Annotated in this window: 13 protein-coding genes and 1 pseudogene; 7 read left to right on the top strand and 7 right to left on the bottom strand. The window is 63.4% G+C overall.

Annotated elements, in window-relative coordinates:
- The 5 genes and pseudogenes from H597_RS0107965 to H597_RS34020 all read left to right on the top strand — a co-directional run.
- Positions 1-253: pseudogene (locus H597_RS0107965) on the top strand (IS5/IS1182 family transposase); the annotation flags it as partial.
- Between the two features lie 351 nt (positions 254-604).
- Entirely contained in the window at positions 605-1,066 is a 462-nt protein-coding gene (locus H597_RS0107970) for a hypothetical protein (protein ID WP_154668018.1), read from the top strand.
- An 81-nt stretch (positions 1,067-1,147) separates the two neighbouring features.
- Positions 1,148-1,489, top strand: coding sequence for a hypothetical protein (locus H597_RS0107975; protein ID WP_028101680.1), 342 nt, complete (start codon positions 1,148-1,150; stop codon positions 1,487-1,489).
- 136 nt (positions 1,490-1,625) lie between these two features.
- A complete protein-coding gene (locus tag H597_RS34725) occupies positions 1,626-1,961 on the top strand; it encodes a hypothetical protein (protein WP_154668019.1) in 336 nt (111 codons plus the stop codon).
- A 424-nt stretch (positions 1,962-2,385) separates the two neighbouring features.
- Positions 2,386-3,339, top strand: coding sequence for a GIY-YIG nuclease family protein (locus H597_RS34020; protein ID WP_083941004.1), 954 nt, complete (start codon positions 2,386-2,388; stop codon positions 3,337-3,339).
- Positions 3,340-3,774: 435 nt separating this feature from the next.
- On the opposite strand, the gene H597_RS0107990 is transcribed toward H597_RS34020, so the two are convergent.
- The 5 genes from H597_RS0107990 to H597_RS0108010 are packed head-to-tail and all read right to left on the bottom strand — an operon-like array spanning position 3,775 to position 10,429.
- Positions 3,775-4,272: a DUF1003 domain-containing protein gene (locus H597_RS0107990; RefSeq protein WP_028101682.1), complete on the bottom strand. Its 498-nt coding sequence runs from the start codon at positions 4,270-4,272 to the stop codon at positions 3,775-3,777.
- Positions 4,269-4,748, bottom strand: a complete 480-nt coding sequence (locus H597_RS30130) for an AraC family transcriptional regulator (RefSeq protein ID WP_035373522.1) — start codon at positions 4,746-4,748, stop codon at positions 4,269-4,271. Before H597_RS30130 ends, H597_RS0107990 begins: the two co-directional genes overlap by 4 nt.
- A 10-nt stretch (positions 4,749-4,758) precedes the next feature.
- Entirely contained in the window at positions 4,759-7,857 is a 3,099-nt protein-coding gene (locus H597_RS0108000; protein WP_028101683.1) for an efflux RND transporter permease subunit, read from the bottom strand.
- Positions 7,858-7,866: 9 nt separating this feature from the next.
- Positions 7,867-9,012 (bottom strand): efflux RND transporter periplasmic adaptor subunit, encoded by a 1,146-nt coding sequence (locus tag H597_RS0108005; RefSeq protein WP_028101684.1) that lies wholly within the window; start codon positions 9,010-9,012, stop codon positions 7,867-7,869.
- A gap of 13 nt (positions 9,013-9,025) precedes the next feature.
- Positions 9,026-10,429, bottom strand: a complete 1,404-nt coding sequence (locus H597_RS0108010) for an efflux transporter outer membrane subunit (RefSeq protein ID WP_083941005.1) — start codon at positions 10,427-10,429, stop codon at positions 9,026-9,028.
- Between the two features lie 140 nt (positions 10,430-10,569).
- On the opposite strand from H597_RS0108010, the gene H597_RS0108015 reads away from it, so the two are divergent.
- The gene (locus H597_RS0108015; RefSeq protein WP_028101686.1) at positions 10,570-11,931 is read left to right on the top strand and encodes a DUF1800 domain-containing protein; all 1,362 of its coding nucleotides are present in this window, start codon (positions 10,570-10,572) and stop codon (positions 11,929-11,931) included.
- Positions 11,932-11,939: 8 nt separating this feature from the next.
- Positions 11,940-13,187 carry a DUF1501 domain-containing protein gene (locus H597_RS0108020; protein WP_028101687.1) on the top strand — a complete coding sequence of 416 codons (1,248 nt, stop codon included), beginning with the start codon at positions 11,940-11,942 and terminating at the stop codon, positions 13,185-13,187.
- A gap of 2 nt (positions 13,188-13,189) precedes the next feature.
- Here H597_RS0108020 and H597_RS0108025 read toward each other — a convergent pair whose 3' ends face one another.
- Positions 13,190-14,182: a polysaccharide deacetylase family protein gene (locus tag H597_RS0108025; RefSeq protein ID WP_028101688.1), complete on the bottom strand. Its 993-nt coding sequence runs from the start codon at positions 14,180-14,182 to the stop codon at positions 13,190-13,192.
- Positions 14,183-14,186: 4 nt separating this feature from the next.
- Entirely contained in the window at positions 14,187-14,717 is a 531-nt protein-coding gene (locus H597_RS0108030; protein WP_028101689.1) for an ester cyclase, read from the bottom strand.
- Positions 14,718-14,733 lie beyond the last annotated feature (16 nt).

Consider the following 14,733-nt stretch of genomic DNA (forward strand, 5'->3'; position numbering starts at 1 on the left):
GGCGCAGAACAAGTCGGGGCGAAGATCGGCGGTGCCCGAAGCGATCGCGCAGAGCGCTGGGTATGCGATTTCGCAGCAAAAACGAAAGCTCATCGTGCAAGGATTTGGTTGGGCCAAATACGTCGGCGGCATACGTCAGGTGATGGTGCGCCGACTAAAGAAAGTTGATCAGATGTTCGTGCTGACTATGGCGGCGTACAACTTGGTGCGCATGCGCTCCTTGGGACAAATCCGTCCGCAGGGAGCGACATAAAAGAAATCCAGCAGGATGCGCCGCAAAAACAAGGAAAACGCTCTGCAATTAGGCCGATTTCCCACATTGCGACACAAAGATGAGCGGCGCCGCAAATACAGCTGCATGATCAATGCGAATTCAGCAGTATTTCAGCAGCCTGCTAGAGAGCATTTAAACGACGCTGCGCAACTGGCAGACGCAGATTCACAAAAGGGCCTAGTCTTCAAGTAGCTTCGAATATCCGAACAATAAAGCCGAAGGTCCGAGAAGGGGCGGATGCGCCAGCCAGGCGAACGTGTACAATCGGCCGGCAGCGGCCGCACGTTTAACAATTCAGAATATTTGAAATAGCAAAACTTAGGAACATAGATGGCATTTTCATTAGAAGTTCAGAGCGATGTACGTCCTACCAACTTGCCCGCTATATGGGTGCCGGCCCTAGCGCGACATGGTATAGCAATTGAGTTTCCGCCGAATTTCTTATCTGAATGTAGAACTGGCGTACTTATTATGAAAGTATTGAGTGCGCCAGCAAGCCTTACCCGAGAAGACGTGTGCGAACCCGCATCAGCATATTTCGAATTCTGGACGGATGAGGAAGGCTTTGGCTTCAGCACTGCCAGCGGGCGCAGTACCGTGGACTTTGCCGTTCAATGCCTTTGTGCAGCCACCCTGGCTGAGCACCTTGATGCGGTATATGTGGATCCACAGATTGAGAAGTCTGCGAGAGGGGCTGCCGCGTTTGCGTTGGCCATGGAAGAGATTAATTACTTTATCAGCACACCAGATGAAGAAGTTTTTCGAAATTTCATCGATTGGGATAATTTCTGACTGCCTTTTTGCCGGCCAGCAGCAGCCGGCCAGAAGTCGGCATTGGAGATGATCAGCTTCGAAGCTAGGAGAAATTGAAAAATGTACCGTTTGTATCCTCTTGGAAGGCCAACAGATCCCGATGCACTCTGGCTGGACTACAAATGGGGGTACTCGTTCGATAATGCCGAATGGCGGCCGTGCGTCGTGCTCTTTCTGGATGAGATTGCGGCCCAGGGGCATGAGGTCGTCGCGTTGTCGTCACCCGAATTTGTTCGTGGCGAAGACTTCGTGGAGATCGCTTCTTTGGTGGATGGGAAGAGAGTGGCTTTCTCGTCGGATCATCTGCTTAGTCTGATCGTCATCGAGTCAGACGCCCTCACGTCATCCAACGCGCTTGGAACAACATCGGTAACAAGGTCGGATGGGTTGACGAATAATTAGCACTGGTGCGAACCATTCGATGCAGGCAGTATCCGGCCATTTCCAGACGTTTTATTTGGTACCTGTTCTGATATATATTTCCATTTTAGAAGGCGCCTGAGAGGGGCAATTTCGTAAAAGTTCCGGAGGCACAACCATGCTGTCGAAGACTGTTCGATTGATGCTGGCGGCCGAGGCATGGCTACTGTTTGTGGTGTTCGTTGTAGTCGTTGCTGCGCTTGTACCAAGGATTGGCGGCACGATATTCAATCCACATTCCTTGTATGGTGTCGTTGCAACTTCTGCGCTGATAGTTGCTTGCCTTGCTGGAGTTGCAGTTTTGGTTTGGACGATTCCTATAGTGTTGGCACGCTTAGTTCGCGGTACCGAGAGTCGAAGTGCTTTTCGCATAGGTGCGGCCTTCTTGGGCATAGGTTTTATAGCGACGTTTGGCGCTTGGGTCGTGAACGTCGGTCGTTACCTACACAATTAATGGCAGACCTCGGCCAGCCGCAGTCACTAAAGTGCCTACTTGCGATTGCACTCACCAATGATGCAAAGACGGTGGTGGGCTATGGATTTTCGGCGAATGGCCGGCCAATGTGATACCGTGGTCTGCAACACGCCATGTTGCGGATCCACGCTATTTAGCCCCATCGGCCACGTACTTTCGTTCAGAGCCAACCAATGCCCACACGGCCTATCTATTGCAGTGAATGCCGAGACGCTAACGCCCACAACATCGCACGAGGTAAAGTTGAGACGGATATCTACCTACACGTTGAGGTCGCCAGGAAAAATCTTAATGGCTCATTTCAGTGCGTTTGTAGGTGTGGACATTCTTGGGCCTCAAGGTCAAAGGAAGCCGCTGCAATTTATCAAGAGCCGTTGAATGGATAAGGTGGAGGTCCAAAACTATGGCCGACGGCTATGTCTATATCCTCACCAATTGCTACGTGCCGGATCTAGTGAAAATTGGCTATACGGATCGAGCTCCCAATACTCGTGCACAAGAGCTAAGCAATACGACTGGTGTTCCCGGTAAGTGGATGGTCCACCAAAGCTGGCTTCTTGAAGACGCCTATTTGTGGGAGCAACGCATTTTTTCTGAACTAGCAAGATTACGTGAAACTGGCGAATTTTTCCGGCTTACCCCCCAAGGCGCAGTAGAAAAAGTCTCTGCACTTCTTGCATCGTGGGGCGCAATCGATGCATCGGGCCTATCCGCTGCGGCCAAACGCGAGGCGGAAAGAATCCAGCGAATACGTGATCTTGAGCAGGCAGAAAGCGATGAAAGGCACCGTAGTTGGCGGGAAGCTCAAGACCGTCGAATGGAACTCGAATCTCTTGCCACATACTTTCAAGAAGTAAGTAAAAAAATTAAGGAGCATGAAGCTCTGGCATCAAATGCCATGCATGAGAAGTGGAAACCATGGTTCCGTCAAAACTGTATCAAGAATGCACTCATTTGGGGTGGAGGGGCCTTCCTTATTGGGCTAATGTTCGCCAAGAAGGAAGAAGGGGCGGCATTATTGGGCGCGATATCAGCGATGTTTGCGTATTGGCTTGGCGACAATTATCACAGTGACGAATTTCAGATTCCGCACTCCAAAGCAAAACAAGAGGCTCGAAATTTAGTTCTGCAAGCACATCAGCTTGGATATTTATCGGACAAGTCAAAAATGGTATCGCCTTATCGCGACAACAGAGGATTCACAGTGGAGCCGTTGGAAAACTGGGAGCGTATTGGTCCGTCGACTTACGATCCGATATTCAAGAACAAACGAACAAACGAAACAATCGGTGGAAGCATAATTTACATCGAAAGCCTTGGCTATTTCGATCAAGTAGGTGGACGCCTGCTTTTGTGATGATCACCTGCGGCTTGGACGATAGAACTTTGTACTTCGCTTTGATTTGTCGCTTTGCTCGAAACCGAAATGTCGACAAAGGTCCGAATTGGGGCGATAGCGGTCGTAAAGGAGCTTCTTCGACGGTTGCGCAAGCACGACCGGATCATTTGGAATGGAGCTAGCGGTCACGCCGCCGATGTACGTGCACCTGCCGGTGGCGAGGATGCGGGCCGAAAGCCGAGTGATCGTCGAAAATTCGGCGCAGACACTATTACTTGGCGGATCAGCGTGGGCTGCCGCTAGTTGACCAAATCTCGAGCGCACAGCTGGCTACACCGCGTTCGCAGACCGGGCATTCGGCACGAACGACGAGCGGGCATACATAGGGCGTTTTTTTCGCTTGCCTGCTAGCTCACTCGTTGGCTGTATATCGAACGGCTTTGTCAGGCGCTCCTAATCCTTTCGTTCCTGCAGGATGTGGCCGTGCATTTCGGCCGTCAGTTTGTCGATGCGTTCAACCAGCTGCTTGGTAGTGGCCGTCAGCTCGGTGTTCTGGCGCAGCAGCTCCATCATCTGGGTGGTATGGCGGGCCGCCTGCTGCGCCAGCGCCTCGCGGTGGCGGGCGTCGGCGTCGTTATGCGCCTTGTCGCGTTCGGCCTGGCGCGTCTGGGCCAGCAGGATCAGGGGCGCCGCGTAGGCAGCCTGCAGGCTGAAGGCCAAATTCAGCAAAATGAAAGGATAGCGGTCGAACTGCGTCAGGCCCCAGATATTGGCGCCGATCCAGGTCGCGACGAGCAGAGTCTGCCCGCCCAGAAATAGGGGTGTACCGAAGAAGCGCGCGAACGCTTCGGCCTTCAGCCCGAAGGTGTCGGCGCCGAAAGTTTTGGTCAGGTGCTCATGTTCGCGGTGGAAGCGTAGGTGGTCGCTGTCGTGTCCCGGTTGGGCGCTCATGCTTCTTCTTCCTGGTCGAGGGGGATGAACAGTTCGCAGGCGAATTCGCCGGTTTCCGGATCGGCGCGGAAATCGGCTGCGTAGCGCTCGAAGCAGGGGCCGGGGCGGTCCTTCAGGCCCGCTTCGGGCAGACCCTGCGAATAAAAGGCATGCCACACCTCGCCGATGCCGCCCGCCGGGCCGTAGTAATCCACCACGGCATAGCGGCCGCCGGGGATGGTCGCCAGTGCGGCCGGCGGCGGCGCCGCATCGTCGTGGCCGACTTCAACGCAGGCGTCGTAGCGGCACTTCTCCGGCGGCGTGTTGGCGGGATCGTCCATCGCCACGCCGTAGGTCACCCGGCCCATCAGGCCATTGTCCTGCATCCATGGCGCGACCACGCCGCGCCAGAATTCGCCCAGCGCCGGGCCGAAAGGCCCCGTGTGGCGCAGGTAGGCCACGCGGGCGGGTTCAATTTCTACAACACGTACTTTCATGACGGGCTCCTTATTCGGTAAGCGGCGAGGCTGCGTGCTTACGCGGTTTGCGCAGCCCGCGCACCATGCGTTTCAACAGCTGCTCGCCGTCGTCGACAATCGTGAAGACCGCAGGCACCACCAGCAAGGACAGCAGGGTCGATGTAATCAGGCCGCCGATCACGGCGGTCGCCATCGGCGAGCGGAAGCTCGGGTCTGCGCCCCAGCCCAGGGCCAGCGGCATCATGCCCACGCCCATGGCGATGGTGGTCATCAGGATCGGGCGGCTACGCTTGTGGCAGGCGTCGACCAGGGCGTCGAAGCGGCTCATGCCTTCGGCGCGCGCCAGGATGGCGTAATCGACCAGCAGGATCGAGTTCTTGGTGACGATCCCCATCAGCATGATCAGGCCGATCATGGACGGCATCGACAAGGCCTTCTGCGTCACCAGCAGCGCCACGAAGGCGCCGCCGATCGACAGCGGCAGCGCGGCCAGGATGGTCAGCGGTTGCAGGAAGTCGTGGAACAGCAGCACCAGCACGCCGTAGATGCACAGCACCCCGATCAGCATGGCGATGATGAAGCTGACGAACAGGTTCTGCATTTCCTGGGTGTCGCCCAGTTCCGCCTTGGTCACCGACGGCGGCAGGTTCTTCATCGACGGCAGCTGGCGCGCTTCTTCATCGAGCTCGCCCAGGGTGCGGCTGCCCAGTTCCACGTCCAGGGTCACGTTGCGGCTGCGGTTCAGGCGGTCGATCTGGGCCGGGCCGGATTCCATGGTGATGGCGGCCACATTGGCCAGCATGACCGGGCCGTTGCGGCCGGGGACGGTCAGGCGGCCGATGGCATCGAGGTCGGCGCGCACGCTGTCGGGTAGCTTGACGCGGATCGGCACCTGGCGTTCGGCCAGGTTCATCTTGGTCAGGTCGAAGTCGTAGTCGCCGGCGGTGGCGACACGCACCGTTTCGCCGATGGCGTTGGCGGTCACGCCCAGGTCGGCGGCCTTGGCGAAGTCGGGGCGCACGATGATCTCGGGACGCACCAATGAGGCGCTGGAGGTGACATTGCCGATGCCATGCAGGGTGCGCAAATCGCGCTCCACCTTGCGCGCCGAGTCGAGCAGCGCCACCGGGTCTTCCGAGCGCAGCACCAGCTGCATTTTCACGCCCGTATCGGGCGGGCCGACGGTGAAGCGGGCGCCCGGCAGGGTGGACAGCTTCTCGCGGATCATATCGTCGATCTGCGCCATCGATTCCTTGCGGTCGTTGCGGTGCTTGGTGGTGATGGTCAGCACGGCGCGGCGCGCTTCGGCCGCTGCGCCCGGTGCGAAAGCGTCGCCGGCGGAGCCGCCGCCGATGGAGCTGAAGACATGGGTCACCGGCTTGACCTGCATGATCGCCAGGCGTGCGCGTTCGGCCACGTCGCGCGTCTCGGCCAGGGTGGAGCCGGGCGGCAGCTCCAGGTTGACCATGGTCTGGGCGCGGTCGGCAGGCGGCACAAAGCCTGTCGGCAGCAGGCCCACCAGCATGATGGACGAGACGAAGAAGACCAGGGCCCCGAGGGCGGTTTTCCAGCGGTTGCTCAGGCACCAGCGCATGGCTTTCATATAGCGCTGCATGATCCAGCCGTCCGGCGCCTGCGGCTTGTTGGTCTGTTTCAGCAGGTGGGCCGCCATCATCGGCGTCAGCAAGCGCGCCACCACCAGCGAGGCCAGGACGGCCAGCACGGCGGCCCAGCCGAATTGCTTGAAGAATTTGCCCGGAATGCCGCCCATGAAGGCTGTCGGCAGGAACACGGCCACCAGGGCGAAGGTGGTGGCGATCACCGCCATGCCGATTTCGTCGGCCGCTTCCATGGCGGCCTGCATCGGCGTCTTACCCATATGCAGGTGGCGCTCGATGTTTTCGATTTCCACGATGGCGTCGTCCACCAGCACGCCGACCACCAGGGCCAGCGAGAGCAGGGTCACGGTATTTAGCGTGAAGCCCATCCAGTACATGCCGAGGAAGGCCGGCAGCACCGACAGCGGCAGGGCGGAGGCGGCCACCAGCGTGGCGCGCCAGTCGCGCAGGAACCACCACACCACCAGCACGGCCAGGATGGCGCCTTCATACAGCAGCTCCATCGAGCCCGAGAAGTTTTCCGCAACCGGTTCGGCATTGTCGATCGATTGCGTGATGTCGATGGTGGGGTGCGCCTTGCGCAGTTCTTCCACGGCGGCGCGCGAATCGTTGGCGACCTGGGTTTCGCTGGCGCCCTTGGTGCGGAAGATTTCGAAGGCCACCAACTTCTTGCCGTCCTGCGTCGCTTCGGCGCGCGGCTCGGCGATGGTGTCGGTCACGCTGGCCACCTGCTCCAGGCGGATATGGCGGCCGTCGCCCAGCGGGATGTCCATCTGCGACAGTTCCTGCGCGCTGCGCACGGTGGCGATGGTGCGTACCGACTGTTCGGCGCCGCTGATGTCGCCGCGCCCGCCCGGCGCTTCCTTCTGCACCTGGCGCAGCATGCGCGAGACGTCCAGCGCCGAAACACGCAGGGCCGCCATGCGTTCGTCATCGAGCTCGACGCGGATTTCGCGGTTCACGCCGCCGACGCGCTTGACCGCGCCCACGCCTTTCACCGAGAGCAGCTTTTTGGAGACGGCGTTGTCCACATACCAGCTCAGGTCGGCGTCGTCGATGTTGGCGCCTTCCTTGGGCGTGACGACGAAGGCCAGGATCACGCGGCCCGCGGTGGAAACCTTGCTGACCACCGGATCGCGCATCTCGCCGGGCATATCGGCCCGCACCTGGGTCACCGCGTCGCGCACCTCGTTGACGGCGTCGGACAGGTTCTTCTCGAGGATGAATTCAACGGTGATGGTGGCGGTGCCGTCCAGCACCTTGGCATAGATATTCTTCACGCCTTGCAGCGTCGCGACCGAATCCTCGATCTTGCGCGCCACCTCGGTTTCCAGCTGGGCCGGCGCGGCGCCGGGCAGGGAAGCGGAGACGGTCACGATAGGCAGTTCGATGTCCGGAAAGTCCTGCACCGGGTTGGCGATGTACGCCATCCAGCCTGCCAGGGACAGCAGGATGAACAGCATGATGGCCGGAACCGGGTGCTTGATGGAGAGGGCTGAGAAATTCACGGCGTCTCCTTAGCGGGCCGGCTTGGCCGCTGCCGCCGCCTGCGCCGGCGCACCGGTATTGCGTACCAGGTCGCCGTCATTCAGGAAGCCCGCGCCGGCCGCCACGATCAGCGCATCGGTCGCCAGGCCGGACAGCACTTCGATACGGTCGCCGATACGGCGGCCCGGCTGCACCTTGACCTGGCTCACGCGCTGGTCCTGGTTCAGGCGGAACACGTAGCTGAAGCCGTCGCGCACCGTGATCGCCTGCTGCGGCACGGTCAGCGCATCGGAAGAACCCAGTTCGAACTGGCCGGTGGCGAACATGCCTGCCTTGAACGGCGGCTGCTTGCCATTCGCCGCCGGCAGGTCCACATAGACCAGGGCGGAGCGCGTCTGCGGGTCGATGGTCGGCGCCACCATGCGCACCTTGCCCGTCAGTTCGCTGCCGTTGGCGGCTTTGACCACGGCGCTGGTGCCGGTCTTGAGGTTGCGCAGGTCGGCGGCCGTGACTTCGGCGCGCCATTCCAGGCGGCCCTGGCGGATCATGCGGAATAATTCGGTGCCGGGGCCGGCCACCGCGCCCACGGTGGCGCTGCGCGCCGAGATCACGCCGGCGTCCGGCGCGACCACCCTGGTGTAGCGCAGGCGCAGTTCGGCCGAGGCCAGCATGGCGCGGGCCGATGCGGCGCGCGCCTGGCCCGTCGCTTCGGCCGTGGTGTACTGGCTGATCTGCTGGGCGCTCAGGGCGCCGGTCGATTCAATCGAGCGCGCGCGGTCGGCGTTGGCCTTGGCTTCGGCGGCGGCAGCTTCCGCCTCCATCAGCGCGGCCCTGGCCTGCGCCACTTCCGCCTGCGGGGTTTCGGGGGCAAACACGGCCAGCACTTCGCCTTTGGCGACCACGTCGCCCACATTCACCTTGACGTCGGACAGCCGCAGGCCGTTCGACTCGCTGCTGATGACGGCTTCCTGCCAGGCGGCGACGTTGCCGTTGGCGGTCAGGCGGATCGGCAGGCTGGTTTTTTCCGGGCGCACGGTGCTGACGGTCAGGGCAGGCTTGGCGGCGGCGGCTTTCTTGTCTTCGGCCTGGGCCAGCGGCGCCTGGGCCAGGGCGGCAAGGGCGGTGGCGACCGCCAGGGCGGCGATGGCGGAGGGAGTGCGGTGCAATGGTTTCATGTCTTATCCAATCTTATTGCGCGGCCGGGGCGGTCCAGCCGCCTCCCGCCGCACGGTACAGGGCGATCCAGGCGGCGCTGCGTTCGCGCTGCAGGTTCACCACCGTGTTTTCTGCGGCCAGCCGGGTGCGGCGGGCGTCTTCCAGTTCGAGCAGGCTGGCCAGCCCGTTCTTGTAGCGTTCTTCCGTCGCGTCGAAGAAGGTGCGGTAGCCGTCCAGCGCGGTTTGCGCATCCTGTTCCCGCTCCTGGGTGCTTTGCAGGGCCACCAGGGCCTGCTCGACTTCCGCAACGGCCTGGCGCACGCTGGCCTGGTAGGCCGATACGGCGGCGTCGTAGCGGGCGCGCGAGGCGTCGACATTGGCGCGGCGCAGGCCCCAGTCAATGATCGGCAGCGTCATTTGCAGCGGGCCGAGAGTCCACACGTTGGCGGTGATGTCCTCGCCTTGGGTGTGCAGGCGGCCGCGGCCCACGGAGCCGCTCAGGCCCAGGCGCGGCCAGCGGTCGGCGCGCGCGCTGGCCACGTCGTAGCTGGCGGCGGCCAATTCGCGTTCGGCGCTGTAGACGTCCGGGCGCTGGGCCAGGATCTGGGCCGGCAGCGAATCGATGGCGATGCCGGCGGCCGGCGACAGGGCCGCATCCGGGGCGTTCGAGGCAAGCCGAGCGCGCAGGTCCGGTTCTGCAATGGCAGTCAGCGCCACCAGTACTTTCATGTCGCTGTCGCAGGCCGCGCGCTGGGCCACGGCGCGGTTGTTGCCGTCGGCGGCGCTGGCGCGCGCCAGGGCGTTGGCGGAAGGCGACTGGAAGCCGGCCTTGGCGGTGATGTCGGTCAGGCGCGCGGTATGGGCGCGCGAGGCGGCGTCCCGGCGCGCCGTGTCCAGCAGCTTCTCGCAGGCGCGCAGGCTGTAGTACTGGTTGGCCGTTTCGGCGGCCACGGAGACGCGCGCCTCGTGCCAGCCCGCCTGGGCGCCCTCATGGCGCGCGATGGCGGCCTTGCGGCGCGCCCGGCCGCCGCCGAACAGGTCGATTTCCCACTGGGCCTGGGCCAGCAGCTGGGTGGTGGTGTTCATGGGGGCGCTGGCCGACTGCTGGCTCATGCGGGTGGACGACAGCACGCCGGTCAACGATGGCGCCAGGGCCGCGCCGGCGGCGGTGCGCTCGGCGGTGGCGGCGGCGAAGCGCGCTTGGGCGCTGGCGACCGTGGGACTGGCCGCCTGCGCGGCCTCGATCAGCTGGACCAGCAGCGGATCGGACTGGCCTTGCCACCAGTTGGCCAATTCGGCGGTGCTGCCGTTGTGGGGCAGGGGCGCCTGCCATTGCTGCGGCGCGTCCGCCGCGACCTTGTTGGCCGGCCCGGTGACGCCGCAGGCGCTGAGCGCCAGCACGGCCGCCATCGATAATGGGCCACGATATCTTTTCATGCCTTCCTTTCATTTTGCGCAACGTGAATTAGAGCATATAAATCAACCAATTAACATCCTGATACAAAGGAGTCTTTGCCCTCGATTCGGCGCCTAGCGTATAAAGAAAGTCCTGCTAATCATTGTATTGGGACGACATCATGCGACGCTGGATGCTGGCCGCCGTCATCGCGACATTACCCCAAGCCGCCGTATGGGCGGCGCCCCTGAGCGGCGAGCAAGCCGCGGTGCATGTGCTGAACCGCCTGGCCTACGGCCCGCGCCCGGGCGATATCGAGCGGGTGCGCCAGGCCGGGGTCGCGGCCTATATCGACGAGCAACTGAACCCGCCGCCGCTGCCGCCTGCGCTGGCCCAGCGGCTGGACAAGCTGGAAACGCTGAAAATGAGCGCCGGCGACGCGCTGCAGCGGTTCCAGGATGCGCGCCAGGGCGAGCAGGGCGAACGGCGCGAGGTGGTACAGCAATTGGCGGCGGAAGCGGCCGAAGCGCGCCTGCTGCGCGCCGTCGAAAGTCCGCGCCAGCTGGAAGAGGTGATGGTCGACTTCTGGTACAACCACTTCAATGTCTTTGCCGGCAAGGGCCAGGACCGCGCCCTGGTGGCCAGCTATGAGCGCGACGCCATCCGGCCCTACGTGTTCGGCTCTTTCCGCCAGATGCTGGGCGCCACCGCCCACCACCCGGCCATGCTGTTCTACCTGGATAACTGGGTTTCCAAGGCCGGCGGCTTGAACGAAAACTATGCGCGCGAGCTGATGGAGCTGCATACGCTGGGCGTGGACGGCGGCTATACGCAGAAGGACGTGACCGAGCTGGCGCGCATGCTGACCGGCTGGACCTACCGCCCGAAGCGCGACGCCCAGTTCGCCTTCGACCCGCGCCGCCATGACACCGGCTCCAAGACCTGGCTGGGCAAGACGGTCGGTGCGCGCGGGGCCGCGGAAGGCGAATATGCGCTGGACGTACTGGCGGTGCATCCGTCGACCGCGCGCAATATCAGCCGCAAGCTGGCGCAGTACTTCGTGGCCGACCAGCCGCCGCCGGCGCTGGTGGAGCGCATGGCGCAGACCTGGATCGGCAGCAACGGCGATATCCGCTCGGTGCTGCGCACCCTGTTCTCCAGCCCTGAATTCATGGACCAGCAGTACGCGGGCGCCAAATTCAAGACCCCTTACCAGTTCGTGGTATCGGCGTCGCGTGCGTCGGCCATGCCGGTGGCCGACGTCAAGCCGCTGGTGGGCATCCTGTCCCGCCTCGGCCAGCCGCTGTACGGCTGCCAGACGCCGGACGGCTACAAGAATACGGAGAGCGCCTGGCTCAACCCGGATGGTCTGAGCCGCCGCATCAGCTATGCGATGTCGCTTTCCTCCGGCGCCGACGCCGCCACAGTGCAGGACGCGCTGGGTGCTTCGGTCTCGAAGAACACCGCCTCCATCGTCGCCGGCAGCAACGAGCGCCTGCGCGCCGCCATGCTGCTCGGCAGCCCAGACTTCATGCAACACTGAGGACCACCATGCAACGACGCCAATTCCTGAACGCCTTCGCTGCCAGCGCCGGCCTGATGCTGCCCCTGGGCCCGCACGCCTGGGCCGCCACCATGGCCCCCGGCGCCGCGTCCCCCACCTCGAAGAAGCTGATCGTCGTCATGCTGCGCGGCGCTGTCGACGGCATGAACGTGGTCGCTCCGGTGGCCGACGCCGAATATGCGCGCCTGCGCCCGAACATCGCGCTGGCCAGGCCGGGCGCCGAAGACGGGGCCTTGAACCTGGATGGCTACTTCGGCCTGCATCCGGCGCTGGCGCCCTTGCTGCCGCTGTGGGAGCAGAAGAAGCTCGCCTTCGTGCATGCCAGCGGCTCGCCCGACGCCAGCCGCTCCCACTTCGATGCGCAGGACTATATGGAATCGGCCACGCCGGGCGTGAAGGGCACCCAGGACGGCTGGATGAACCGCCTGCTGGGCGTGCTGCCCGGCGACACCACGCCGACGCGGGCGCTGTCGATCGGCCCGGTGATGCCGCGCGTGCTCTCCGGCGCGCTGCCCGCCACCAATCTCGCCAACGGTGCGGCCGCCACGCGCGCCACGCCGCTGGACCGGCCGCAGGTGGCCAAGGCTTTTGACGCGCTGTACGCAAACAACGAGCGCTTCGGCAAGGTCTACACGGAAGGGCGCATGGCGCACGAGGAAGTGATGGCGGCGGCCAACGGCGGCATGATGTCGGAAATGCAGGCCGCCGATAACGGTGCGCCGCTGCCCAACGGCTTCCCCGACGACGCCGGCCGCCTGGCCACGCTGATGCGCAACAATCCGAATATCCAGCTGGCCTTCATTGCCCTGGGCGGCTGGGATACCCACGCCAACCAGGGCGCCGGCAAAGGCCAGCTGGCCAACCGGCTGCAGCCGCTGGGGCAGGGGCTGGCGACCTTGGCGCAGCGCCTTGGCCCGCTGTTCGACGATACGGTGATCGTGGTGATGTCGGAATTCGGCCGCACCGCGCGCGAGAACGGCAACCGCGGCACCGACCATGGCCACGGCAACGCCATCTGGCTGCTGGGCGGCAAAGTCCAGGGCGGCAAGGTGGCCGGCGAATGGAAGGGATTGGCCAGCGGGCAGTTGAACGAAGGACGCGACCTGCCGGTGACCACCGACTTCCGCCAGGTGCTGGCGCATGTGGCCGAGCGCCACCTGCGCCTGCCCGATACGGCACTGGCCCGCACCTTCCCTGGCTTGCCGGGCGGCGCGCCGCTGCACCTGCTGGCTTGAACTCAGATGGTTTCTGCTTCGCGCAAGGTCAGCGGGCTGGCCAGCGCGTAGCGGGCGATAGCGTCTTTGCGCATGAAGGCGACGCCGGGATGCGACTTGGCGTAGCGCAGGAATTCATCCCAGGCCCGCACCATCTGCGGCGTGCCGCTGATGCGGTCATGCGCGCTGATCGACATCATGCGCCGCCGTGCAGCACCTTCCGCATATAGCTGGTCGAAGTCCAGCTTTATCTGTTCCAGGAACTGGCCAGGCGAATAGTGGCGGCCCTCCACCAGCAGGATATCGTTGTTGCGCAGCGTATAAGGCACCACGACGAAATCCTTGCCCTTGACCTGTTCAATGAACGGCTCGTCCCGGCTCAAGTCGTCGATGTGATACAGGTAGCCCAGTTCCTGCAGCAGCTCCAGGGTGTGCGGGCTGCGGCGTAGCCAGTTGCAGTTATAGCCCACCGGGCGCTGCCCCGTTGCCTGCCGCACCATGCCGGCAGCGTCGTCCAGGAAGCGGCGTTCCTGTGCGCGGGGCATTGCGTACTGGGACGTCCAGCGCGGGCCATGCGCAGCTGCCTCATGGCCGCGCCGCACGATTTCGCGGGCAAGCTCCGGATGGCGGAACGCCGCCTCGCCGATCATGTGCGAAGTCACTTGCACGCCATGCTTGTCCCACAGGTCGAGCATGCGCGGGATGCCCTCGCGGTAGCCGTAGGCGAACCATGTGTTGGCTGCAAGGTCGGCCGGCACGCTGGCCGGAAAATCCACGTTGGGAAATGGGCTATCGGTTCCTTTTGCCGGCTGGCCGCCTGCTTCGAATTGCATCGAGATCGAAATCACCAGCCTGGCGCCGTCCGGCCAGAAGGTGGCCGCGCTGCCCGACATTTGCGGCGCGGCGGAAACCCCGCCGCCCGCCAGTATGCCGCCCGTTGCGAGGATGCCTGCCCCTGCCCGGGCCATGAAGCGCCGGCGCGCAGGCCGCGCCGCGTCGTCTTTCACGCTGCGCATGGCCTTACTCCCCGATCACGCCGAGCTGGCGCAGGAAGGCGAGGTTGTCCTCGATATGCCAGTTGTCGGCAATGCGGCCGTCGGCGATGCGGTAGATGTCGGTGGCGATAAAGTCGATCGCCTGGCCTTTGCCCAGCACGCCTTGGAAGCTGCCAGTGAAGTGGCCCCGAAAGCGCAGATGCACGATGACCCGGTCGCCGCTGGCGATCAACTGCTCGATGTCGGCGCGCATATCGGGCACGGCGCGCCGCACGAAGGCGGAAGCGGCCAGCGGGCCGGGCAAGCCTTGTGCGCGGCCGGGCGGCAGGGTGCGATCCGTGAAGTCCGCCGCCAGGGCCGCGCGCGCCAGCGCTTCGTCGCCATTGTTCCAGAACGAGGCGTAGCGGCGGGCTGCAAGGATGTTGGCCTCGGCCTTGGCCGCCGGCAGGGATGAATCGACGATCTGCACTTGCGGGCGGACCAGTTGCGCGTCCGGCGCGGCATGCGCGCCAGCCATGGCGAGGGACGCGGCGATCAGGGTGCTAAGGCGTTTCATATTATCTCCTTTGGAA

This window comes from Pseudoduganella violaceinigra DSM 15887 (genome assembly GCF_000425385.1).
Classification (GTDB): Bacteria; Pseudomonadota; Gammaproteobacteria; order Burkholderiales; family Burkholderiaceae_D; genus Rugamonas; species Rugamonas violaceinigra.